Origin of the sequence: Mesorhizobium sp. WSM4906, assembly GCF_029674625.1 — a bacterium.
In the GTDB taxonomy this organism is placed as follows: domain Bacteria; phylum Pseudomonadota; class Alphaproteobacteria; order Rhizobiales; family Rhizobiaceae; genus Mesorhizobium.
Genome location: NZ_CP121355.1, coordinates 3,054,874 through 3,078,802, shown reverse-complemented (window position 1 = coordinate 3,078,802; position 23,929 = coordinate 3,054,874). Strand labels below are relative to the sequence as shown.

Sequence of the window (23,929 nt, the reverse complement as noted above, 5' to 3'; positions counted from 1 at the left end):
GCCGCTTTGAAACGCAGCGGCTCCCGATCTCGGCAGGGTTGCCGGAATAAAATTCTGCCTCTGCCTCAACTGCAGCAGCGCCTGCCTGCGCAACACGCTAGACTGGCGCGTCAAGGTGGAGAGACGATGCGCGCACTGCTGCAGCAAATCGAGACGTCCGGCGAACTGCCGCAGTCCGCGGATGCGGTGGTGATCGGCGGCGGCATCGTCGGTGTCTTCGCGGCCTATTTCCTGGCGCGGCGCGGCATGAAGGTCGCGCTTGTCGAAAAGGGACGCATCGGCGCCGAGCAGTCCTCGCGGAATTGGGGATGGTGCCGCCAGCAGAATCGCGACGCCCGCGAATTGCCGATGGCAACCCACAGCCTCGATTTGTGGGAGCGCTTTGCAACGGAGACCGGCGAGGACACCGGCTTCCACCGCTGCGGCCTGCTCTACCTCAGCAATGACGACGCGGAACTGGCCGGCTGGGCGCGTTGGCGCGACTTCGCCAGGACCGCCGGAGTCATCACGCATATGCTGGACACGGCCGAGGCCAGCGAGCGGGGCCGCGCCACGGGTCGGACGTGGAAGGGCGGCGTCTTCTCGCCCACCGACGGGACCGCCGATCCATCGCGGGCCGCGCCCGCGGTCGCCCGCGCCGTCCTGAAGCTTGGGGGCAGCGTGCATCAGAATTGCGCCGCGCGCGGCATCGAGACCGAGGGCGGGCGATTGAGCGGCGTGGTCACCGAAAACGGCACGATACCAACCAAGGTGGCGGTGATGGCCGGCGGCGCCTGGGCCTCCTCTTTTTGCAGGCAGTTCGGCTTCCGCTTTCCGCAGGCGTCGGTCCGCTCCTCCATCCTGTCCGTCTCGCCCGGCGCGCAGGGTCTGCCGGATGCGCTGCACACGGCACGGATCTCGGCCACGCGTCGCGGCGACGGCGGCTACACGCTCGCGATTAGCGGGCGCGGACGCGTCGACGTGACGCCGCAGCAACTGCGCTTCTCCTCGCAGTTCGTGCCAATGTTTCTGAAGCGCTGGCGAAGCCTGGCGCCCGGCGGCCTGCAAGGCGCGCTTTCGGGCCATGAAACGCTGAAACGCTGGCGGCTCGACCGCACAACGCCGATGGAGCGCATGCGCATCCTCGATCCAGTTCCGGATCAGTCGACGATCCGCCTGACGCATTCTCGCGCGCTCGAACTTCTGCCGGACCTCAGAAAGACCAGGATAAGTGCCGCCTGGGCGGGCTACATCGACAGCACGCCGGATGGCGTGCCGGCCATCGGCGAGATCCATTCCGTTCCGGGTTTCTTTCTGGCCGCCGGATTTTCGGGTCATGGCTTCGGCATCGGACCTGGTGCCGGACACCTCGTCGCCGATCTTGTGACCGGGGCGGAACCGATCGTCGATCCGGCATGCTATGACCCGCGGCGCTTCGACGCTTCGTCCTGGGGCAAAGTCGCTGACTTCTAATCTCACGCTCGACATTCCGACATCGCCTGACAGGCGGAGCCTTTGTGACTGCATCAGCCCTCCCGGAGAAAGGCGCCGATCGGCACCGGCCGAACAGGGGCCTGCCCGCGAAAGCGGCCGACCGCGTCGGGCGTACAGCCTAACTGCGCCGCGACGACTTCGGCGGCGGCCAACTGGCAATAGCGCCCTTGGCAGCGCCCCATGCCGGCACGTGAAACCGACTTCACCCTGTTAGCCTCGCCGCCGCCGAAATCCGCGCCCTCGCGCACGGCGCCGGCGGTCACGTTCTCGCAGCGGCAGATGACTGTTTCGTCGGGCAGTGTTCGCACCATCTCGGCCGGCCAGGGAAAGGCGCAAGCTAGGCCGCGGGCAAAGCGCCCGAGCCGCGCCAGCTTGCGCAGATCGGCTTGGATAGGAGGCGCCACATGCCTGAGATCCATGAGACATGCCACGGCCGCGAAACGCCCCGCGATCTCCGCTCCATCCGCGCCGAGGAGACGAGCCCCGTCGCCCGCAAGGTAGACTCCATTGCCGGCCCGACCCATCGCGTCGGTCTTCGGCAGCCATTGCCGCCACTGCTCGTCATAGCCGAAGACGCATCCAACCAGGTCTGCCAGATGGATCTCCGCCTGCAGGTGCCAACCCATGCCGACCATGTCGCAAGGGGTGAGGCGCTGCCGTCCGCCGGCGTCGCGCCAGCGCACCGCCGTAGCGCCCGACGCGTCCGCCTCGATCTGATCCAGCGTCACGCCCGCATGATAGCGGCCACCGAGCCGGGCCCGCAGGACGAGACCGCGCGCCGCGACGATCGGCCGGGCCGCAAGTCCGGAGAAACCCCGCATCTGCTGGCGCCAGGAGGATGTATCCAGCACCGCCGCCACATCCGCTCCAGCCTTCATGAGTTGGGCTCCGACCAGCGTCAGCAAAGGCCCAGATCCCACCAGCACAATGCGTCGCCCAAGGGCTACGCCCTGCGCCTTGAGCGCGATCTGCGCAGCACCAAGACTGTAGACGCCGGCGTTCTGCCAGCCAGGAACGGGTGCGACACGGTCGGACGCGCCGGTGGCGAGGATCAGGCGGTCATAGCCGATCACCTTTACGCCGCCCTCCCCCAGCACGTGCAGCCGACCCTCATGCACGGCGATGACCGAGCTGTCAGCAAAATGGGTAAGCCGCCCTTCCTCGGCAAGCCGGTCGAAGAGAGCATGCAGCGCGCGCGCCTTCGCCGCCTCCGACCCGTAGAGCTGTTTCAGCGTGCGGACGAACCCATCGGGTGGGCGCCGATAGATCTGCCCGCCCGCGCGATGCCCTTCGTCGATCACCACCGGGTGAAGCCCAGCCTCGACCAGCGTCGCCGCGGCCCTTATGCCGGCCGGACCGGCGCCGACGATGACGATCCTCGACGATGAGCCCTCGCTCACCGCCAGCTCTCCCGCGGGGTCGTCCGCAACCGCATGCCCTCAATAACCGGCGTGGAACATGTGCGCAGGCGCGGCCCCTCTTCCTGCCACACCCAGCAGTCCTGGCAGGCGCCCATCAGGCAGAAGCCGGCGCGCGGCTCGGGCCCGAACTCGGAGTTTCGTAACGCGAGTCCGGACGCCAGCATGGCGGTCAGCACGGTGTCGCCGGCAAGCGCACTGCATGTCTCACCGTCGATAACAACACGCACCTCTGGGCGGTCGCGCTCGGCCAGCCGAACGATGCGGCCAGTATTCATTCCGCGGCCTCTCGCACCGGCCTCGGACGTGGCAATTCAGGGAAGCGTTCGCAGACCGCATCGAAGGCGGCCTGGACGCCATGCGCTCCAGAGCGGTCTTTCATGCGCCGAAAAATCTCCGTCTTGGCGAAGAACCGCCAGTGGATCGGCAGGGCGTCCAATATGGCATGAAATTGGTCGTAGGCGGCCGGAGTCCACTGTGCCTCATAGCCGTCACGCTCCGGCCCGAAATGGAAATGGCTGGCGGCCGGCTTATGCCGCGCTCGCAGTTGCGCGGTCGCCTGCTCGTCGACCTCGCCGCCGCGGAAGACGACGCCATAGTCGCGCTCGGCAGCAGTTGGCGAGACATAGCCGCGCCGTACATCCTCAGCCACCCGCCAGGGCTCGCGCTGGTGTGGATCGCCGCGCCCGCCGCCGCCGGCGGAGCGGATCTCGAGCACGTCGCCCGGCTGCAGCACTGCCGTATCGATGTTTCCCAGCCGCCGCTCGTGCTCAGTTCCCGCGTTGACGACCATGTCCGACAGGCCCGCCGCCTTGCCGCCCAGCACGCCCCACGGGCGGAAGAAGCTGCGGTCGCGGTTGCGCGCCGTGATCCTGGAGTCCGGCGCGAAAACGCGAAAAGCCATTTCGGTCGCCAGCCCGCCCCGCCAACGCCCGGCGCCGCCGCTGTCCCTGGCGAGGCCGTATTTGACGAACTCGACCGGGGTCTCGGTCTCGGTGATCTCGATCGGCGTATTCTTGAGATAGGCGGCATCGGCACCCGATCCGTTGGTGCCATCGCGATGCGGCATCGCGCCGCCGCCGCCCACAACCGGGTTCACCGCCGCGATGACGCTGCGGCTGGTGCGCTCGTCGGTGGTCATGACATTGACGATGCAATTGTTGCCGGCAGGCGCCGCCGGCAAACGTTCCGGCACCGCCTGCGAGAAGGCGCCGAAAATGACCGAGCGCAGCCGGGCGCAGGTAAGCGAGCGCATGCCAACGGCGGCGGGATGGACCGGGTTCAGCACCGAACCTTGCGGCGTGATGCAGGTGAACGGCCGGGTAAGCCCGGTGTTGAGGAGGATTTTCGGGTTGAGCGTGTAGAGCACATAGTAGACGCCGACGAGCAGCATGGTGTGGCGCGGGTCGCCGCCCGAAGGCACGTTGAGCGAGGAGCCGAGCTGCGGATCGGAACCAGTGAAGTCGAGCACCGCCTCGTCGGCCCTGATGGTCAGCGTCAGCTTGAGCCGGCAGGGATTGGCCTCGACCGAATCCTCGTCGGCGTAGTCGGCGAATTCCCATGTGCCGTCGGGCATGGAATGCAGCACGTCGCGCGCCTGCGCCTCAGCATGATCGAGAAGAGCGGAAACGCCTTCGATGAAGCCGGCTTTGCCGAACTTCCTCACCATCGCCTGGATCTTGCGCTCGCCGGTGTTGAGCGCGCCCACCAGCGCCTTGATGTCGCCGATGTTGAGGTCGGGTTTGCGCACATTGGTGCTCATGATCCGCAGGATCGTTTCGTCGAAGACGCCTTCCCTCACCAGCTTCATCGGCGGAAAGCGGATGCCTTCCTGATGGATCTCGGTGAGCGCGCGGCTCAGCGAAGCCGGCACGGCGCCGCCCATGTCTGTGTTGTGGATATGCCCTCCCGTCCAGGCGACGATCTCGCCTTCGACGAAGACCGGCTTCCACAGATGCGTGTCGGGCGCGTGTGTCGCGACATGGCCGGAATAGGGATCGTTGGTGAAGGCGACGTCGCCCGGCCGATAGTCGCCCACCATGGCAATAGCGCGGTGATAGGAAAGCCCCGGATACCAGGTGGCGCCGAGTTCCATCGGGACGGCGAAAGTCGCCCCAGAACGGTCCATCAGCATCACCGTGAAGTCCTGAGTCTCCTTGACGAAGGCGGAGTGCGCGGTGCGGTGCAGCGTGTGCGCCATGTTCTCGGCGGCCGCGCGGGCATGATTTGCCAGAACCTGAAGATTTGTCCGGTCGAACAAGGCGTTACTCCGCGAAGGTCAGCAGAAGGTTGAGGTGGCGGTCGACCCGTGCCTGCGTTCCCGCGGGAATAGCAAAGGTCGTGTCTTCCTGCACCACCACGGCGGGCCCGCGGAACGTGCTGCCGGGTAGGAGCGTCTGCCGGTCGTGGAGGTCAACGGTCTCGACGCTCAGGCCCGTATAGACGGGAAGTCGACGCGCCGGAACGGCCGGGACGTCGATCTCGTCGTTCTCCGGGAAGGAGAGTGCAGGGCCTGCGCCTACCGCGGACAGCCGGACATTCACAAGCTCGATCTCGCCCTCCGGATCCTGGAAATCGTAGAGCTGCTCGTGGGTGCGGTGGAACGCATGCTTGACGGCCTCCGCGTTACCATCGACCAGCCATTCCGGCGAAAGGACGACCTCGATCTCGTAGCTTTGCCCGACATAGCGCATGTCGCAGGAGAGATTGAGTTGCGCGGCCGCATCGTGCCCTTGCGCCGCGAGCCAGTCGCGGCCCTCGCGCGCAAGCGCCTCGAAGGCCTCGCGGATTGTGGGAAGCGACGCGCCCGACAGAGGGCTGAAGATCGTGCGGATGAAGTCTCCGCGCAGGTCAGCCACCAGCCCGCCCAGCGCCGACACCACGCCGGGGCGGCGCGGCGCCATGACGCGCTTCATCCCGAGCTCGCGGGCAAGAAAGGCGCCGAGCATGGGGCCGCCGCCGCCGAACGGCATCAGCGTGAATTCGCGCAAGTCGACGCCGGCGCGCGAAGCGAGTTTTTCGACCTCGACGAACATTTCCGACACCGCGATGTCGAGGATCGCCTGCGCGGTCTGCTCGACCGGACGGCCGAGCCGGGCGGCAAGCTCGCCGACAGCGCGATGCGCCAGGCCGGTGTCGATCCGAAGCTGGCCATAGGCCATCTCGCTGTGACCGAGCCACCCACACGCCACCATGGCGTCCGTCACCGTAGGCTGCTCGCCGCCGCGGCCGTAGCATGCCGGTCCAGGCGTCGAGCCGGCCGACTCGGGTCCGACCCGCAACACCCCTTGAGCGTCGACACTGGCGATCGAGCCGCCGCCGATCCCGATCGAGCTGACCGACACGGATGGGATATGGAGCGGAAATTCGCCGATCAGCTCGCCGGTTCCGAACTGCGCCTCGCCATCGATGATGAGCGCGAAGTCGGCCGAGGTCCCGCCGATGTCGAGCGTGAGAACCTTGTCCTCGCCGGCCTGGCGAGCCAGCCATGAGGCGCCGATGACGCCGGAGGCCGTTCCCGACAGCAGCATGTTCACGCAGGCGCGCTTGCCTTCGGCGGCATTCATCAGCCCGCCGTTCGACTTCGTCAGCATCGGCCGAGCCGGCACGCCGTGATCCTTCAGCCGCTCTTCGAGCGCAGTCAGATAGCCCGAGACGCGCGGATGGACATAGCCGTTGAGGATGGCCGTCGAGCTGCGCTCATATTCGCGGATGACCGGCCACACCTCGGCCGAGGAAAAGGCGAAGAGGTCTGGTGCCAGGCGAGCAATGGCCGCCTTGACTGAGGCTTCCTGCGCAGCGTTGCGCCAGGAATGGAGGAACGACACGATGATGCCTCGCGCCCTGCCTGCTTTCGCCGCTGCGACCGCTCTCTCTACAGCCGCCATGTCCGGCGTCTGGGATTCAGTCCCGTCGGCACGCATGCGGACAGGGATGCCGAACACCATGTCGCGCGAGATCAGCGGGTCCGGCCGCGAGCAGAACAGCGAATACATGTCCGGCATTCGAAGCCGTGCGAGCTCGATCACGTCCTCGAAGCCGGCATTGGTGAACAGCGCGAGCGGCGCGCCCTTGCGCTGGATGATCGTGTTGATGCCGACGGTCGTGCCGTGCACGAAGCGCGTCATATGGGTAGGGTCGAAGCTTTCGCGCTCGGCAAGCAAGGTGAGACCGGTCATCAGCTCGGCGCCCGGATCCTCCGGCGTCGTCAGCACCTTCAGCGAAGCGACGCGTCCGGATTTTGCCTCCAGCGCGCAGAAATCGATGAATGTCCCGCCGATATCGACGCCGACCTTCCAGTCGGCCCCTTTCTGTGCTCCGTCCGCCGCGCGAGCGATGGCGCTGTCCATGGATGCGTCCCTTCCTGTCTGCCAGGCAAAGCTGGCACGACGGGATGGTGCGGGTCCAAGATGTATGATGAGCAAGGATATAAGACTTGCTTATGCCATTGAGTCTCGCTCGCCCAAGACAACGGCACAGGCCGAACGGATTTCATCGCGCATCATCTCGTCGGCCAGCGAAAGGGCTCGGGCGCGCGAAGTAAGCAGCGCGATCGGAAATTCCGGTCCCGCCGCGAGCGGCCTGACGGCAAGCCCGGCAAACTGGCGCCACGGCAGCAGTGCATCGACGAGGGCGATACCCAGACCGGCCTGGACGAAGCCGATCGCGGAGATGGATGCGTCGATCTCGATCGACGGCGAAAGCGCCACACCCTGCGCGCGGGCCGCATGGGCCAGTTCGTCGGCGGGACGCGTGTTTCCACGGTAGGAGACTAACTCTTCCCCGGCGAGGTCGGCAAGCGTCAACTCGGTCTTCTCCTGCAACGCGTGGCCGGAGGGTAGCAGGCATGTGAAGCCCACGCTCCCGATCACCTCGGCCTCGATGTCGGGAGGCAGGCGGTCATCCATGGCTACGCCGAGGCTGGCGTCACCTGCGCGCAGCATATCGACGATCGCGGCGATCGGAGCGCTATGGGAACGCAGCAATATGTCTGGGTGCTGCGCCCGAAACCTGGTGAACGCGCACGGCAGTATCGCCATGGCCGGCGGCGGCGAGGCCGCGACCCGCACCAGCCCCGTGCGACCGAGGCGGAGATCCGTGGTCTTGCGGCGCAGCCCATCGAGCCCTGCCGACAGCCTCTCGGCATCGGGGAAAATCTCCAAAGCCTCCGGGGTCGGGCGAAGCCGGCCCTTCACCCGCTCGAATAACGTGAAGCCGAGTTCGTCCTCCGTATGAAGCAGGGTTTGGCTGAGCGCAGGCTGGGAAATGTTCAGCATCCGCGCCGCTGCGGTCACGGTACCCGCACGCATGATGGCGATGAACACTTCGAGCTGCCGCGCCCGCATTGCCACTCCATAGGTAAAGCTTATGGCTTTTGTCCAAACCCATCTTTGACGCAATGCCGCCGCGCGGACAAGATTGGCATATTCAAGGATCATCCGCTCTGCACAAGGAATGACTATGGATGTGATCGTGCTGGGCGGCGGGCTGATGGGGACGGCCTCGGCCTATTTCCTCGCCAGGCGCGGCGCGAGCGTGACCCTGATCGAGCGCAACCGGATCGGCAGCGGGGCCACTGTCGCCTCTTTCGGCAACATCCGGCGCACGGGGCGTCATCTGTCCCAGCTTCCGCTGGCTCACCGCTCGCTCACACTATGGGGCAAGGCCAAGAAGATGCTTGGACGCGACGTGGAGTTCCGCGCCACCGGTCATATCCGGCTGATCTTCGATGATGGCGGCCTCGCCGACATGCGGGCCTACGCTCAAGCTGCGCGGTCATGGGGGCTCGAGTTGGAGGAGCTCGACCCGCGCGGGATCCGTACCCGCTTTCCCGGCCTCGGTCCCGACGCGATCGCGGCATCGTTCTCGCCGCAGGACGGCAGCGGCAATCCGCGGCTGATCGCGCCGGCCTTTGCCGAAGCCGCCCGCAAGCTCGGCGCGGAAATCATCGAGGGAGCCCCGGTCGAAAAGATCGAGCGGACCGACTCCGGTTTCCTTGTCGCCACCTCAAAAGGTCCATTCGCCGCCGAATGCCTGCTCAATGCCGCAGGCGCTTGGGGCGCGCGCATTGCCGCGCTGTTCGGCGAGGAGGTTCCGCTCGATGCCCGCGGACCGCAGATCGGCGTGACCGAGCCGTTGCCGCACCGAATCCTGCCGGTGGTCGGCATCTGGACGCGCGACAAGCATTATGGCGCCTATTTGCGTCAGGTCGAGCGTGGCAATATCGTCTTCGGTGGCGCGGCCGAAAGGGTGCCGGTGGATCTTGATCCGGGCCGTGCGAAGGCCGATCCCATGCGCCTTCCGGTGCAGCTGCGCGCCGTCGCGCGGCTTCTGCCGGCAATCGCAAAGGTCGCGGTCATCCGCACTTGGTCCGGCTGCGAGGGCTATGTGCGCGACATGTTGCCGATCATGGGGCAATCGGCAACGACGCCGGGCCTGTTCCACGCCTTCGGCTTCAGCGGACACGGCTTCCAGCTCGGCCCGGGCGTGGGCGAGGCCATGGCCGAACTCATCACGACCGGCCGCTGCGAAACACTGCTCGATGATTTCAGAGCGGATCGTTTCAGTCGCGCGGCCTGATGAAACAGCTGTCGACCATACGGGCACCATGCTTAAAAGAGTGGGAGAACCGCTCTTGGACTATTGTGTGCCCCGGGTGCGCAAGGTGATAGGCGAGGCTGCAGTGGCGTCCTTCTCCGGCAAAGCATGAATGGCCGGCCCGTTCAGAACGCTGCCGTCAGGTGCGAACTGCGATCCGTGGCATGGGCAGTCCCAGCATTGTTCGGTCGAGTTCCAGTGGACGATACAGCCGAGATGCGTGCAGGAAGCGGAACGCATATGGACTTGCCCGCTTTGGTCGCGGCAAACCGCGAGCTTGCTCAGGCCGTCCCGGAGGATGCCGCCTTCGCCAGGTTTGAGATCTTCGGCCGACGTGATTTCGCCCGGCAGCAAATATTCGGCGAAGTTCTTTACCGCCCTGAGGTTCTCGCTGACGTAATTCGCCAGCGCCGCCGGTGGCATCCGATCGGGAGCATAGACACTTTCCCACTTGCTTGACCCCTTGACGATCAAGTCGCGGATGAGAAGTCCCGCCAATGCGCCGTGCGTCATGCCTTGCCCAGAATCTCCGGTGGAGATGAAGACGTTGTGGCTGCCAGGGCTGCGGCCGATGAAGCCGCAATAGTCGACGGTATTGAGAACCTGGCCCGACCATCGTGCCGTCTCATCTTCCAAGCCAGGCACCAGCGCTCGGATCCATGCCTTGAGAGCATCAAAACGCGCGTCCCCATCGTCGGCTTCTCCGGATTTGTGATCTCTTCCGCCCGCTATCAGATAATCGATTTCGGCCGCACCGGGATGGAGACGAACGTAGTAGTAGGGATCATCCATATCCCAATAGAGCGCGTCCGGAAGCGAGCCCTTGGGCAATTCGAAAGCCATGGCGTAAGTGCGGTAGGGCGCCATCTTGCTGTGGATCGCGACGACGGTGTTGATGGGGGAGTTGGTGGCGAAGACCGCACTCTTCGCCATGATCGTCCCTCCACCCTCGACACGGAGGCGAACCCCCTGCTCGCCTTCCTCGACCTCGACGACGGCGCTGTCGGCGAACACCTTGCCGCCCCGTTTCTCAAAGTCGGCCAGAAGCGCCTGGAGATATTTGAGCGGGTGGAAGGTGGCTTGGTTGGGATAGCGCAAGACAGGTGCCGACTCGTGCCCTTTGAGCGGGACGCCTTTGCCGTGCTCGGCCGTGGCACCAACCTTGCCGGCCGCCTCGTATTCTTCTTCGCAAGTCTTTCCGGCTTCCTCTTCGTCCATCCACGCCGCCGGAAAGAGAAAACCGTCGAGACGCCGGAAGTCGCAGTTTATCCCGAGGTCCCTTACATGTTGCTCGATCCGGTCGACGGCAGCCGCTTGGCTCTCCTGGAAACCTCGTCCTAGTTCCTCGCCACGTACCCTGACGAGTTCGCTCAGCCCGTCGTCGCAGATCGGCGCCAAGTGAGCGGTCGTGCGAGACGTCATGCCCCCCAGTAGCGGGCCGCGGTCTACCAATACTACTTTCCGCCCCGCCAGGGCGAGTTCGTAAGCCACGGAGACACCAGCGATGCCGGCGCCCACCACAGCGACGTCGCATCGCTCATCTTGTTTGAGCCGTTGAGCCGGAGGGAATTTCGCATTCTTCATCCAAAGGGATTTGGTGGTTTCGCCGCTGACGTTCATCTCTGTCTCCGGGATGGCTCCGTCTCTAACGGCTGGCGGAACTATTCGATCCAAGCCGACTGATGAATCCGAGGAATGTCGGCCGCACGCCTGCTCAGGACTGGATCGAGAGGCCAGGACGAGGGTGAGGCCTGGCCCGTCTATCGGAGAAACCGGAAGAGACTCAGGCTCGCCATCAGCTAGCCCCAAACCAGTCGATGACTGGGCGTGTAATCATCAGCCATAAGATCGCGGCGACGGCGCCGAAGGCCGGAAAGCCGAAGAGGAACCAGAGCCGGAATAGCTGGTGGTAGCTGTGCGGAAGCGGCTGACCGGCCTGCGCTGCCGCCGACGCCCGGTCGCGCATCTCCATCTGCATCCACACCACCGGGAGCCAAAAAAGGCCGGTGACGATGTAGAGAACGATCGACAGCGCGATCCAGCCTTCCCAGAGCGAATAGCCGACGTGCCAGGCTAGCGCGACGCCGGTGATCGGCTGCGCTACGACTGCGGTGGCGGTGAAAAGGAAATCCGCAATGACGACGATGCGGGCGACAGCTGCCACGGTTGCGGCATTGCCGGTCCGGTGCGCGAGCAGCATGAAAAAGGCGATACCCGCGCCTGTTCCAAGCAGGATGGCCGCGCCGACCACATGCATGTATTTGAGGACAAAATAAAGCATCAGCGCTCCTCCAGAACCGCGAGCGCCACGAGATGCAGTAGGACGATCGGCAGGATCTTGATCAGCGGCCCCAGCGGCTCGTTCCAAAGGTCGGGTCGCAGGATCGTGCCGGCCAATGCGTAAAAGATGCATATGCCGATCGCTCCCAAGAGCCCGGTGCGCGCCGTCTTGCGAAACGCAATGAGCGCGCCGACGATCATGTCGGCCAAGGCACCCGCGACTACCAGCGGCGCTGCCAGCGCGCCGACCGAAGTCCCGACGAGAAGCTGGACTCCGCTTGCCCAGCCCGTAGTCAAGGAAATGACGCCCGTCATGATCCAGAAGAACGGCAGTACCGTGAAGATCACCGGCTTGATGAAATACAGGCCCGCAAACCACCTGTCCTGCACTGTGGCCGGGTTAGCCGCAAGCGCAGCCGCGAGTCCTTGAGGCTCAATGCCTGTGGCTGTCTTCCATGGCTCTGGATCACCGATCGCACCTCGGGTGATTTCACGGGCAGCGTTGGTTCGCACAGGCGGGCGCCACTCCAAAATGCTTGCCGCATCGCCGAGGCGATAGAGGAGACGCGCCGCCCAGTGCGGGAGAGCAAACACGCGTGCCGTTGTCCATCCGAACCATTTGCGGTAGTGCGCGATCAACTCCTCCATGGTGAATGCATCCGGCCCCGCCAGTTCGACAGCAACACGGGACGGGCTGTCGGCGCTCAGGAAAAAGATCACCGTTTCCACGACATCGCCGAGTTGGACCACCTGGAGCCGGCCGGTGTCCGGCATCAATGGGAGAACGGGCAGAGCGGCAAGCCCGCGAATGAGGGCGCTTGCACCGAACACCGGTTGCCCCAGAACGACAGAAGGCCGCAGGATGATCCAATCCAGGTCAAGCGCCATAAGCGCCTCATCTCCGACCAGCTTGCTGGCGGAAAAGGCTGACGGCTGCTCCCGATCGACACCGATAGCGGAAAAGTGGATAATCCGGCGCACGCCTGCTCGCGCGCAGGCGCGAAACAGCGCCGCCGCGCCCGAGGCGTGAACCTCCGCCATATGATCGAGGGCGCTGTCCTGCAGGACGCCGGCACAATTCACTACCGCATCGATACCTTGAAGAGCATGGTTCCAATCCTCGGGGGCCAAGGCCTTCGCCATATCGATGACGACCCTTCCGTCTCCGTCGGCTCGGTCCGGTTCTCGTCGCGATACCCGGACAACTTCGCATCCCTCGGAAATCAGTCGTGCGCAAATTGCCGTGCCGATCAAGCCGCCAGACCCTGTGACGAGAACTCTCATCTCCGGGTTGCCGTCGGACGTGATCCCGCGCTTGAATGGGTGATGATGCCGCTCCAGAATGATTGAAGGCATTGACGGTTCACCCACGCCTCCTCTCTGCCTTCTCCTTAGGCCTCATAGGCCGCTTGCCAGATGACGCGAACGCTTCGTCAGCCGCGCTTTCCATTTCCTTCAATGACTTTGAAAGCGTCAGACCCCAGACGATATGAGCTGCTATCATCAGCGAGTTTCTTCTGAACGCATGGCGATGCGCAGGCGCCAGAATGCGGGCGGCCGGAATCCAGCCAAAGTAGCTCAGCGCCCACACGCCAAGGCCATAGACTACCCCATCCCCTCGAATGGCAGGCAGCAGGGCGAATAAAGCGCCCGTGAAACCGCCGAATCCGAAATGCGCGAGCAATGTCTTCGACCGCAGGCCATCCTCGTCAGCGGCCACGACGGAGTTGTCGACAAGTTCACGAGGTGGAAGCGGATAGCGCTCGTCGTCAGGCAAAATCGCGTGCAGCCGTCTCATCGTCGCAGTCATCGCCATGGTCGCCGCGACACCAGCAAGGATGCCGAGCAACGCTCTGTCGAACGGCCGACCGCTCACCACCTTTCCTCCGTGTTTCGATTTGGTAAGCCAATGCCGCAGCATACCCAACCAAGCCTTTGACTCGCGCCATAATTATAACGCGGCTCAAAACGTTCAGGTGCGTCCAAAGTGCCGGCGTGTAGCGCAAGCTCATCCTGATTTGCATCGTAACCCAGCGTGAGCGGCGTACCGCAATTCTCGCAGAAACCGCGCTCGGCTAGCGGTGACGAGCGCCGGTATTTTGGCCTTCCGCTGGTCCAGAATAGAGCATCGACTGGCATCCATGCCAACACCACGAAGGCGCTGCCGGTAGCCCTGCGGCACATGTCGCAATGACAATAATGGACGCGAGGCGTGTTCGTAACGCGATATCTTACGATACCGCATAAGCAGCCACCCGCGATCTCCGTTTCGGACATATCGAGGTTGTCGTTCTTGGGCGCCATCCAGAACAACCGCGACCCGGCCGCTTCTGTTCCCGCAGCAAGATAGCCACAAGAGCCGTATCATCGCAAAGCGGCGTGACCATCCGTATCTCTGCGGCGAGCGCGCGATGATAAAGATCAAGCGCATGCAGAGCGCCGACTGCGTGGTTAGCGGATTCCCTTACCTCGCCGAACGACAGGAAGTTGGGTCCTTGCTGCTCGGCCTTTATAATGAAGACGGCAAGCTCGACAATCTTGGCTTCACTTCGACGATAAGCAACGAGAATAGGCCCGCAGTAACCCGGCGCCTGGAAGCGTTGCTCGGGTCGCCGGGTTTCACCGGCAAAGCGCCCGGTGGTCCTGGTCGCTGGAGCACAGAACGGAGCGGAGCCTAGGAACCGGTCCGACCGGAACTGGTCGTCGAGTCCGACACGACCACGTCACTGGCGATTCCTTTCGACACGGTACGAAGTTGCTGCGTTGGCGCCCGGACAGAGCACCGCGCCAATGCACTTTTGAGCAGATCAAATGACGCCAATCGAGCTGCTTTCCCTAACAGCGTTCTTCCCGAGCAAACTCTTGTGAACGCGCATAACTTCCGCTTTCGCGTCGGCCATGCATTGTTCGGCTAGCTTCTCGGCGGTGATTTCGGCCGGGATTGCAGCCGGTGGTTCCGCCTTATACTCGTCGATCCATTCTCTGACGAAGCGTGCGGTCCGCCTCATTAGATCCATCGCACGCCGATTGCGTGCGAAGGATGCACGGTTTTGTCGAAAGTTGTTGTCGCTTCAGGCTCGCTTCCAGCGCCTAGCCCACGAGCTGGAACCAGAATCCGGGCCGAAGGTTTTTGAAGATGGCAAATCACTCGATCACAAGTCTGGTGACCTCAATCGGCACATTAACGTCTCGGCCTGCAGCATTCCTGGTTCTGTTGGCTTACGCGGCGCTCTGGTTGGCTTTCGAGCCTCATAGCTTAAATTGGCACGGGGCGGCCACCCTCTTCACCTGGGCTATGACGTTATTCATTCAACGGGCAGAGCATCGCGACACCCAGGCAATCCACGCCAAGTTGGATGAGATGCTGCGGTCAAACAGCTCGGCCTCGAACATCACCAGTATTGACGATAAGGAGCCTGAGGAAATCGAAAAGCATCGCAGCCGCAAACAGCAGGGCGATTGAGACCTGGCAGAATGGAGAGCACGTCCCCCGACCGAGAAATTCACGGACTGGCTGGCCAGCAGGCTTCATTCGCAGCTCTAGTCATGCCTCCTTTGCCGTCCGTCAAACAGATCAATAAATAAGCAAGATCAGCATCCACTGGCCGCCTCTTGACGCGGAAAATCGCGCTTCCAATATTTCCGTCTACGGCGTCCCTAGTGCGCCCAAGACGATGCGGAAGGTGTCCCTTTGGTCGTCGCCGAGCGGCGGATTGACCGGAGGAACGAATGGGCCCCAAAGTCTTTCAAGAACCTGTGCCGATCGGCCCCGGACATCCGGGCAACATCGAAATTTGCGATCCAGAAACCGGCCCATCACTGGCTGCATCAGCAGCAGGATGTAGCGCGATGAAGTCCGATGCGTTCTCAGAGCCCGTTCTCGTCGATGACGCGCCATTCGGCGTAAGGAAAATACGCTGCGCCATGGACGCGATCGAGTTTCTGGAGGAATGGCCGTTCGAAAAGCGCGGCAGGCTGCACGGCCGGGCCAGCGACGCTTGCTGCGCAGCCTATGACGGCCGTGGCGCGATCGCTGCAGCTAGGAGGGTATTCGTGACCTGGGCTGTCCAGGCCGGCGTTTGCGCCTGTGCGCCTCGCCTCGAACTCGACGCTGGCGAGACCGGAGGGCCGAGTCATAAACAGTGGCAAGTCCTGATCAGGAAGAACACGCCCACCCCGTAAGGGAGAAACACGTGCACAAGGGCCAGCCAGTAACCGCGCTGCGCCATTGCCGCAAAATCTGATCGAAGCTGCTCCATTGCCTGCCAACGCAGGCCGGTTCAGCTTGTTCCCCGGTCCGCACGTCATAATCCAAGGCCAAGAACCTCTCGACAGCTGCAAACCATCCAGGAAGGGCTGGCCCGCAATTCTTGCGGTCCCTTCTTGGACAACAGGAACAAAGAAGCCCGTTATCCGTTCGGTTTCGCGCAGCAAGAGCAGGATCAGATTGCAGGACGGAGCGACTGGAGTCTCCGCCACCCCGGTTCGGTCGTTCCCTTGCTGTCCGAGTTGAACGAGGTGGGTGTTCCGAAGGCCATGCGTTACCGCAAGTCTCCGTCAGCTGCTCTTGGCCTCCTGATCCTGGCCATCGTAGCGCTGTCGCAAACCCCTGCGCGGGCGCAGGCGCCCTGCCCGGTCGATCACGACAAGCTGCTCTCGGCCCTCAAGGCCAATGTCAAGGCAAGCGGCGGTCCGGCGAATGGCGGCTTCGAGACCAATGAATGGGCTGCAATCGTCGCCCGCGACGGCACGGTCTGCGCCATGGCTTTCAGCGGCCCAACGGCGGATGCACAATGGCCCGGCAGCCGGCTGATCGAGGCCGAGAAAGCGAACACAGCCAATGGTGTCAGTGTGGCGAACATGGCCCTCTCGACCGCCAATCTCTACGCTGGGGCGCAACCGGCTGAGCCGCTTTTCGGCCTGCAGACCACAAGCCCCGTCAATCAGGCGGCGGCTTACGCCGGGGACGCCGGGACATTCGGCAGCGCCAACGACCCGCTGATCGGCAAGCCGATCGGAGGCGTCGTGGTGTTCGGCGGAGGCCTCGCTCTCTATGACGGCAAAAGGATCGTCGGCGGCCTTGGCGTTAGTGGCGATTCCTCCTGCGCCGACCACAACGTCGCCTGGCGCGTTCGGACGGCGCTGGGTTTCGACAAGGTTCCGGCAGGCGTCAATCCCAATCTCAAGGACGCCATCATATATGATATCGACCCCGGCGGGAAAAGCGCATCGGGCTGGGGTCATCCTTTGTGCCAAGGCAAGGAAGGCGACGTCGCCGCGGAACTGGGCGCCGGCGTCGGAGGCTCCGACCCGAAATGACGAGGACACAGCAGCTGGCACCGAAGCGCGTCGACGCAAGACGAACCGGCCGATCAGCTAATGGACGGCGTTCTGCCGGGCCCGGTTTCGTTAGAGCGCTGCTGCTGGCATGCCTTCCATTTCTGGCCGCTGCCTCGGAAGCTCCTTCCACCTCGACGATCGCGCCGCCTGCCTCCGCAGCGCCGCCCGACGATGGGCAATGGACGATGCCCGCCAAGAACTACGCCTCTACCCGCTACAGTGAGCTGACGGAGATCAACGAAACCAATGTGAAGAACCTGCAGGTGGCCTTCACATTCTCGACCGGCGTGAACAAGGGCCAGGAGGCTGCGCCGCTGGTGATCGGCAGCACGATGTTCATCGTGTCGCCGTTTCCCAACGTCGTCTACGCGCTCGACCTCTCCAAACCTGGCGCACCGATCAAGTGGAAATACGAACCCAATCCCGAGCCCGCGGCGCAAGGGGTAGCGTGCTGTGACGTCGTTAATCGCGGTGCCGCTTTCGCCGACGGGCGCATCTTCTTCAACACGCTGGACGGCCACACGATCGCGCTCGATGCGAACTCCGGCCAGCCGGTCTGGAACGCCCATATCGGCAACATCAATGTCGGCGAGACCATCACGATGGCGCCGCTGGTGGTGAAGGGCAAAGTGCTGGTCGGCAATTCGGGCGGCGAGATGGGCGTGCGCGGCTGGGTTAAGGCGCTCGACGCTGGCGACGGCCATGTCGTCTGGACGGCCTACAATACTGGTCCCGACGACCAGGTACTGATCGGCCCGGAATTCAAGCCACATTACGACATGGACAAAGGCAAGGACCTTGGCGTCACGACATGGCCGCCGGAAGCCTGGAAGATCGGCGGCGGCAATATGTGGGGCTGGATCTCCTATGATCCCGATCTCAACCTGATCTTCCACGGCACCGGCAATCCGGGGCCTTGGAATCCGGATCTGCGCCCCGGCGACAACAAATGGACATCGGGCATTTTTGCCCGCGATCCCGATACCGGAGCGGCGAAATGGTTCTATCAGTGGACTCCGCACGATCTGCACGACTATGACGGCATCAACGAGCAAGTCCTGCTCGACATGAACTGGCAGGGCAAGCCGCGCAAGGTGCTGGTCCGCCCGGAACGCAACGGCTACCTCTATGTCCTTGATCGCACCACCGGCGAGGTGCTGTCTGCAAAACCCTACGGTCCGGTCAACTCCAGCAAAGGTGTGGATCTCAAGACCGGCAGGTTGATCGAAAACCCGGACAAGAAGATCGGTACCGGCAAGGTTGTCCGCGACATTTGCCCGACCGCATCGGGGCTCAAGGACTGGCAGCCTTCCGCCTTCTCGCCGAAGACGGGGCTGCTCTACATCCCGCACAACAATCTCTGCATGGACGAGGAAGGCGTCGAGGTGAACTACATCGCCGGCACGCCTTATGTCGGAATGAACGTCCGCATGATTCCGGGCCCCGGCGGCAATCGCGGCGCCTTCACCGCCTGGGACATCGCGGCGGAGAAACCGGCCTGGAGCCTCAAGGAAAACTTCCCGGTGTGGAGCGGCGGCGTCGTAACCGCCGGCAATGTCGTCTTCTATGGAACCATGGAAGGCTGGTTCAAGGCCGTCAGCGCGAAGACCGGCGAATTGCTTTGGCAGTTCAAGACCTCCTCCGGCATCATCGGCCAGCCGGTGACTTATCGCGGCCCCGACGGACACCAATATGTCGCGATCCTGTCTGGTGTCGGCGGCTGGGCCGGCGCCATCGTATCGGGCGATCTTGATCCGCGCGACGCCACCGCCGCGCTTGGTTTCGTCAACGCCATGAAGGATCTGAAGAATGCAACAACGGCGGGAGGCACACTCTATGTGTTCCGGCTGCCTTGATGCATTCAAACTGACCCCGCTGGCGAAAAGGTCTGCCCTGCGGGCCTTCGCGGCCGGTCTCGTCACGATGGTCTGGCTGGTTGTGGCCGGTGCGGCGGATGCGCGGGAACTGCGCGCCTGCGCCGATCCCAACAACATGCCGTTCTCCAACGCCAGCGGCCAAGGTTTCGAGAACAAGATAGCCCAGATCGTCGCCGCCGATCTCGGCGCCAAGCTGTCCTACACCTGGTGGGCCCAGCGCCGCGGCTTCGTTCGCAACACGCTGAAAGCCGGGCTTTGTGATCTGGTGCTCGGGATGCCCACAAATGTCGAAATGCTGCGCACCACTACGCCCTACTATCGTTCGTCCTATGTCTTCGTGAGCCGCCAAGACGGCCCGGATGTGACCTCCTTCAACGACCCGCGGCTCCGCGACGTGCGTATCGGCGTCCAGCTCATCGGTGACGACGGCGCCAACTCGCCTCCTGTGCAGGCGCTTGGCCGCCGCGGCATCGTCGGGCATCTCATCGGCTACCCCGTCTATGGCGATTACTCCGCTCCTAATCCTCCAGCGCGCATTGTCGAGGCGCTGGCGAACGGCGAGATCGACGTCGCGGTGGTCTGGGGTCCGCTCGCCGGCTATTTCGCCCAGAAGCAGAAGGTGCCGCTGCGGATCACGCCGGTCTCACCTCGCATCGACGGGCCGCAATTGCCGCTGATGTACGACATCTCCATGGGCGTTAGGCGCGAGGACGATGCGCTGCGCAGCGCAGTGAACAGCGCTCTCGCCAGGCACAAGACCGAGATCGACGCGATCCTGACGCAATATGGCGTGCCGCTTCTCGACATGGCCGGGAGCCCGGTGCAATGAAACCGGCCGCCGCCACGCTTCTCTTGGCGGTCTTAGCGCTGGCGGCATGCCAGCGCGAGGAGCGGGATACGCGCCCGCAATCGGCGCTCGGCTCCGGCGAACAGCCGACGCCGGTAACGACTTTGGAACCCGGCGGACAGCGCCCCTCCCCCACAGACAACAAGGCGGCGAGCTTCGAGGCCAATGCCTTTCATCTGAGCGAGGGCAAGCGCCTGTTCGGCTGGTTCAACTGTTCGGGGTGCCATGCCAATGGCGGCGGCGGCATGGGCCCCGCGCTGATGGACGAAAAGTGGATCTATGGCAGCTCGATGGAAAGCATCCATGCCACGATCCGCGACGGCCGTCCGAACGGCATGCCGAGCTTCCGCGACAAGATCCCCGACGATCAGATCTGGGAGCTTGCAGCCTTTGTTCGCTCGCTGAGCGGCAACGCGCCGTCCTCCGCCGCGCCTTCCCGCAATGACGACATGATGGCGCATCCCTCGGAAAACCGCATGCCCGATGCCGCCACGCTGGGGAAGTCGCCGTGAAACGCTTCGCCTCGATTGCGTTGGCCACGGCAATCGCCCTGTTTCTTCACGGGTGCGCGGGCTGGCAATCGGCTCTCGACCCGAAAGGCCCCGCCGCGAGCGAGTTGGCATGGCTGATCTGGTTCTTCACCGGGCTCTGCGCGGTGGTGTGGGTGCTGGTGATGATCGGTCTTGCCGCGCCGCTGATGATGCAATCGCGAGAACGTCTAGAGCCGCTTGTACTTGACGCCGGCGCCGACAATCGGAAGCTGCGCGTGGTGATGACCGCCGTCGGGCTGACCGCCGTGATCCTGGTCGGGCTCACTCTGCTCAGCTTCTTCGCCAACAGGACGCTCGCCGCGATTGGCTCGGACGCCGCGCTGACCATTCGCGTCACGGGCCATCAATGGTGGTGGGAGGTTCGCTACGAAGACGCCACGCCGAGCCGCATCCTGACCACGGCGAACGAGATCCATATTCCCGCCGGTGAGCCAGTGCGGCTTCTTCTCACCTCCACGGATGTGATCCATTCCTTCTGGGTCCCGAGCCTTTCCGGCAAGCTCGACCTCATTCCCGGCCGAATGAATGTGCTCGACATTAAGGCGGACAAGCCCGGCGTCTATCGGGGCCAATGCGCGGAATTTTGCGGCGCGCAGCACGCCAACATGGGCACCTTCATCATCGCCGAGCCGCGCGCAAAGTTCGACGCCTGGTGGCGGGACCAGTTGCAGCCGGCCTCCGCGCCAATGAGTGACGAGGCCAAGGCCGGAAAGGATCTCTTCCTGAAACGGCCCTGCGTGATGTGTCACAAGATAGGCGGCACGCCCGCGGGCGGTACGGTCGCGCCCGATCTCACCCATGTCGCCAGCCGGCAAACGCTCGCGGCCGGAACATTGACGATGAGCCGCGGCAATCTCGCCGCCTGGATAGCCGATCCGCAAGGCGTCAAGCCCGGGTCTCACATGCCGGTGGTCGATCTCAGCGGCGACGAGCTCAACGTCATCGTCGCCTATCTAGAGGGGCTGAAATGAGCAGCGCGGATCTCACAAGCGAACGCGATTTGCCGCCGGAGCGCGAGGCATCCGCCAAAGGCGATATCGCACCAGGGCGAGACGGACCGCGCGACACCGGCATGGATGACGCCAGCCTGCATCGCTGGCTGGCGCGGACGTGGCGCACGCCTGCCGGCATCATCGGCGCGCTGTCGAGCGTCGACCATAAGGTCATCGCACGAAGATACCTGATCACCGCCTTCCTGTTCCTGTGTTTGGGCGGGCTCAATGCCGTCGCCATGCGCATTCAGCTGTCGGGCCCGCAACGCGGCCTGATTGGCCCGGATCTCTACAACCAGCTGTTCACGATGCACGGCGTCACCATGATGTTCCTGTTCGCCGTGCCCATCGTGCAGGCGACCGGGATCTATCTGGTTCCGTTGATGGTCGGCACCCGCAACATCGCCTTCCCCCGCCTCAATGCCTTCAGCTACTGGGTCTATGTCTCAGGCGGGCTTTTCGCCTGGGTATCCTTCGCCCTCTCGATGGCGCCGGATGTCGGCTGGTTCGCCTATGTGCCGCTGTCCGGCCCGGAATACGGGCCCGGCAAGCGCGCCGACGTCTGGGCGCAGATGATCACCTACACCGAGGTGTCCTCGCTGGCTGTCGCCGTCGCGACCATCGTCACCGTATTCAAGCAGCGCGCGCCTGGCATGTCACTCGACAAGATCCCGCTCTATGTCTGGTCGCTTCTGGTCACGTCCTTTGTCGTCGTCTTCGCCATGCCGGCCGTGATGATCACCTCGACCTTCCTGATCCTCGACCGGCTCGTCGGCACGCACATCTTCAACCCGGCCGAAGGCGGCGACGCGCTGCTGTTCCAGCACCTGTTCTGGTTCTTCGGTCATCCTGAAGTCTACATCATCTTCCTGCCGGCTACGGGCATGGTCTCCGCCATCATTCCGGCCTTCGCCCGGCGCCCGGTGTTCGGCCATCTCGGTCTGGTCCTGTCGCTGATCGCCGTCGGTTTCCTATCGTTCGGCCTCTGGGTCCACCACATGTTCGCGACCGGACTGCCGAAGCTCGGCGCCAGCGTCTTCACCGCGTCCAGCATGATGATCGCCATCCCCAACGGTATTCAGATCTTCTGCTGGCTGGCGACTCTCTGGGACGGCAGGCCGGTGATCCGCACGCCGCTGCTGTTCGTCCTCGGCTTCTTCTTCATCTTCGTCATCGGCGGCCTCACCGGCGTCATGCTGGCCTCCGTGCCGCTCGACCTTCAGGTGCACGATACTTATTTCGTCGTCGCTCACTTCCATTACGTGCTGATCGGCGGCGCGGTCTTTCCGCTGCTCGGCGCGGCTTATTTCTGGTTCCCCAAGATCACCGGCCGCATGATGAGCGAGCGCCTCGGGCGCTGGCATTTCTGGCTCGCCCTGATCGGCTTCAACGCGGCTTTCTTCCCCATGCACATCGTCGGTCTCTGGGGCATGCCGCGCAGGGTCTACACCTATCCGGCCGAGCTCGGCTGGGGGAACATCAATCTCTTCATCAGCGCCGGCGCGGTGCTCTTCTTCCTGAGCTTCGTGCTGTTTGCCTTCAACCTCGTCCACAGCGTGTTGAAGGGTGCGCCAGCCGGCGACAATCCCTGGGACGCCGGCACGCTGGAATGGGCGACGTCCTCGCCGCCGCCCAGCTATAATTTCGCGCGCATTCCGGTCGTGACGAATGTCGAGCCGCTCTGGGCCGAACGCGAGCCGCTTCCCGTCGCGACCGGGCTTCGCGTCGATGCTCGCGAACTGATCATCTCGACAGTGGCGGAGGCCCATCCCGACATCCGCGAAAAATCGGCGACGCCGTCGATCTGGCCGCTGCTGGCGGCCATCGCCGTGGGCGGCACCTTCCTCTACTCAATCTTCACACCCTGGGCGATTGTCTGGGGCGCCGCGCCGATCGCCGTTACCCTGATTGGCTGGTTCTGGCCGAAAGGCGATCCGGAGGACGAGGAATGAACCAGCGCCCTGCCATGGATATTTCCGGCCTGCCGACCTTTGGACATGGTCCGCGCAGCCCCACCTGGTGGGGCACGCTTGGCTTCATGGCGCTGGAAGGCACGGGCTTTGCGCTGGCCGCCGGGGCCCATCTCTATCTCGCGACGTTGTGGCCCAACTGGCGGCTAAGCGCCCCGCAGCCCAACCATTGGCCGGGAACGATCGTGACGCTGCTTCTCATCGTCAGCCTGGTGCCGAACCATATGCTCAACCGCTACGCCAAGGAATGTGCGATCGGGCCGGTGCGGATCGGCATGGTGGTGATGTCGCTGCTCGGCGTTGCACCGCTCATCGTGCGCTGGTTCGAGTTTCCGGCGCTGAACATCTATTGGGACACGAACGCCTACGGCTCGATGCTCTGGGTGCTGCTCGGGCTCCACACCACGCATCTGATCACCGATGTCGGCGATACGATCGTTCTGACAGTGCTGATGTTTACGCACCATGGCTATAGCGGCCGGCGCTTCGGCGATGTCGGCGACAATGTCTTCTACTGGGATTTCGTGGTCCTCACCTGGATCCCGATCTACCTGCTCATATACTGGCTACCGAGGTGGGGCTGA

21 protein-coding genes and 1 pseudogene are annotated in these 23,929 nt (G+C 63.9%); 12 read left to right on the top strand and 10 right to left on the bottom strand.

Annotated elements, in window-relative coordinates; translation table 11 throughout:
• The first annotated feature begins 126 nt into the window (after positions 1–126).
• Positions 127–1,452, top strand: coding sequence for an FAD-binding oxidoreductase (locus QAZ22_RS14775; protein ID WP_278207497.1), 1,326 nt, complete (start codon positions 127–129; stop codon positions 1,450–1,452).
• Positions 1,453–1,505: 53 nt separating this feature from the next.
• Here the strand turns inward: QAZ22_RS14775 and QAZ22_RS14770 are convergent, their stop codons facing one another.
• The 5 genes from QAZ22_RS14770 to QAZ22_RS14750 all read right to left on the bottom strand — a co-directional run bounded on the left by QAZ22_RS14770 (position 1,506) and on the right by QAZ22_RS14750 (position 8,236).
• Positions 1,506–2,873: an FAD/NAD(P)-binding oxidoreductase gene (locus tag QAZ22_RS14770; RefSeq protein WP_278207496.1), complete on the bottom strand. Its 1,368-nt coding sequence runs from the start codon at positions 2,871–2,873 to the stop codon at positions 1,506–1,508.
• Entirely contained in the window at positions 2,870–3,169 is a 300-nt protein-coding gene (locus tag QAZ22_RS14765) for a (2Fe-2S)-binding protein (protein WP_278207495.1), read from the bottom strand. The genes QAZ22_RS14770 and QAZ22_RS14765 overlap by 4 nt, the downstream gene beginning before the upstream one ends.
• Positions 3,166–5,151 carry a hydantoinase B/oxoprolinase family protein gene (locus QAZ22_RS14760; protein WP_278207494.1) on the bottom strand — a complete coding sequence of 662 codons (1,986 nt, stop codon included), beginning with the start codon at positions 5,149–5,151 and terminating at the stop codon, positions 3,166–3,168. The genes QAZ22_RS14765 and QAZ22_RS14760 overlap by 4 nt, the downstream gene beginning before the upstream one ends.
• 4 nt (positions 5,152–5,155) lie before the next feature.
• Entirely contained in the window at positions 5,156–7,240 is a 2,085-nt protein-coding gene (locus QAZ22_RS14755) for a hydantoinase/oxoprolinase family protein (RefSeq protein ID WP_278207493.1), read from the bottom strand.
• A 90-nt stretch (positions 7,241–7,330) separates the two neighbouring features.
• Positions 7,331–8,236 (bottom strand): LysR family transcriptional regulator, encoded by a 906-nt coding sequence (locus QAZ22_RS14750; protein WP_278207848.1) that lies wholly within the window; start codon positions 8,234–8,236, stop codon positions 7,331–7,333.
• Positions 8,237–8,351: 115 nt separating this feature from the next.
• Between QAZ22_RS14750 and QAZ22_RS14745 the strand changes: the two genes are divergently transcribed.
• Entirely contained in the window at positions 8,352–9,470 is a 1,119-nt protein-coding gene (locus QAZ22_RS14745; protein ID WP_278207492.1) for an FAD-binding oxidoreductase, read from the top strand.
• 60 nt (positions 9,471–9,530) lie between these two features.
• On the opposite strand, the gene QAZ22_RS14740 is transcribed toward QAZ22_RS14745, so the two are convergent.
• From QAZ22_RS14740 to QAZ22_RS14720, 5 genes are all read right to left on the bottom strand, one after another.
• The gene (locus QAZ22_RS14740; RefSeq protein WP_278207491.1) at positions 9,531–11,108 is read right to left on the bottom strand and encodes an FAD-dependent oxidoreductase; all 1,578 of its coding nucleotides are present in this window, start codon (positions 11,106–11,108) and stop codon (positions 9,531–9,533) included.
• Between the two features lie 175 nt (positions 11,109–11,283).
• Positions 11,284–11,769 carry a DUF2269 family protein gene (locus QAZ22_RS14735; RefSeq protein ID WP_278207490.1) on the bottom strand — a complete coding sequence of 162 codons (486 nt, stop codon included), beginning with the start codon at positions 11,767–11,769 and terminating at the stop codon, positions 11,284–11,286.
• Positions 11,769–13,052, bottom strand: coding sequence for an SDR family oxidoreductase (locus QAZ22_RS14730; protein ID WP_278207847.1), 1,284 nt, complete (start codon positions 13,050–13,052; stop codon positions 11,769–11,771). Before QAZ22_RS14730 ends, QAZ22_RS14735 begins: the two co-directional genes overlap by 1 nt.
• 79 nt (positions 13,053–13,131) lie before the next feature.
• On the bottom strand, positions 13,132–13,644 hold the full coding sequence (locus QAZ22_RS14725; protein ID WP_278207489.1) for a hypothetical protein: 513 nt from the start codon (positions 13,642–13,644) through the stop codon (positions 13,132–13,134).
• Complete coding sequence (locus QAZ22_RS14720; RefSeq protein ID WP_278207846.1) at positions 13,641–13,907, bottom strand: GFA family protein; 267 nt, start codon at positions 13,905–13,907, stop codon at positions 13,641–13,643. The genes QAZ22_RS14725 and QAZ22_RS14720 overlap by 4 nt, the downstream gene beginning before the upstream one ends.
• A 224-nt stretch (positions 13,908–14,131) precedes the next feature.
• Between QAZ22_RS14720 and QAZ22_RS14715 the strand changes: the two are divergent.
• The 10 genes and pseudogenes from QAZ22_RS14715 to QAZ22_RS14670 form a co-directional block, all read left to right on the top strand.
• Positions 14,132–14,583 (top strand): annotated as a pseudogene (locus QAZ22_RS14715) (ATP-dependent DNA ligase); the annotation flags it as partial.
• A gap of 321 nt (positions 14,584–14,904) precedes the next feature.
• Positions 14,905–15,231 (top strand): low affinity iron permease family protein, encoded by a 327-nt coding sequence (locus QAZ22_RS14710; protein WP_278207488.1) that lies wholly within the window; start codon positions 14,905–14,907, stop codon positions 15,229–15,231.
• A gap of 266 nt (positions 15,232–15,497) precedes the next feature.
• The gene (locus tag QAZ22_RS14705) at positions 15,498–15,950 is read left to right on the top strand and encodes a DUF982 domain-containing protein (protein ID WP_278207487.1); all 453 of its coding nucleotides are present in this window, start codon (positions 15,498–15,500) and stop codon (positions 15,948–15,950) included.
• A gap of 354 nt (positions 15,951–16,304) precedes the next feature.
• On the top strand, positions 16,305–17,087 hold the full coding sequence (locus tag QAZ22_RS14700; protein WP_278207486.1) for a heme-binding protein: 783 nt from the start codon (positions 16,305–16,307) through the stop codon (positions 17,085–17,087).
• Positions 17,088–17,293: 206 nt separating this feature from the next.
• On the top strand, positions 17,294–18,964 hold the full coding sequence (locus tag QAZ22_RS14695) for a methanol/ethanol family PQQ-dependent dehydrogenase (protein ID WP_278207485.1): 1,671 nt from the start codon (positions 17,294–17,296) through the stop codon (positions 18,962–18,964).
• The gene (locus QAZ22_RS14690) at positions 18,945–19,814 is read left to right on the top strand and encodes a substrate-binding domain-containing protein (protein ID WP_278074718.1); all 870 of its coding nucleotides are present in this window, start codon (positions 18,945–18,947) and stop codon (positions 19,812–19,814) included. Before QAZ22_RS14695 ends, QAZ22_RS14690 begins: the two co-directional genes overlap by 20 nt.
• A complete protein-coding gene (locus QAZ22_RS14685) occupies positions 19,811–20,344 on the top strand; it encodes a c-type cytochrome (RefSeq protein WP_278074719.1) in 534 nt (177 codons plus the stop codon). Before QAZ22_RS14690 ends, QAZ22_RS14685 begins: the two co-directional genes overlap by 4 nt.
• Positions 20,341–21,354, top strand: a complete 1,014-nt coding sequence (gene coxB, locus QAZ22_RS14680) for a cytochrome c oxidase subunit II (RefSeq protein WP_278207484.1) — start codon at positions 20,341–20,343, stop codon at positions 21,352–21,354. The genes QAZ22_RS14685 and coxB overlap by 4 nt, the downstream gene beginning before the upstream one ends.
• Positions 21,351–23,327 carry a cytochrome c oxidase subunit I gene (ctaD, locus tag QAZ22_RS14675; RefSeq protein ID WP_278207483.1) on the top strand — a complete coding sequence of 659 codons (1,977 nt, stop codon included), beginning with the start codon at positions 21,351–21,353 and terminating at the stop codon, positions 23,325–23,327. Before coxB ends, ctaD begins: the two co-directional genes overlap by 4 nt.
• On the top strand, positions 23,324–23,929 hold the full coding sequence (locus tag QAZ22_RS14670; RefSeq protein ID WP_278207481.1) for a cytochrome c oxidase subunit 3: 606 nt from the start codon (positions 23,324–23,326) through the stop codon (positions 23,927–23,929). The genes ctaD and QAZ22_RS14670 overlap by 4 nt, the downstream gene beginning before the upstream one ends.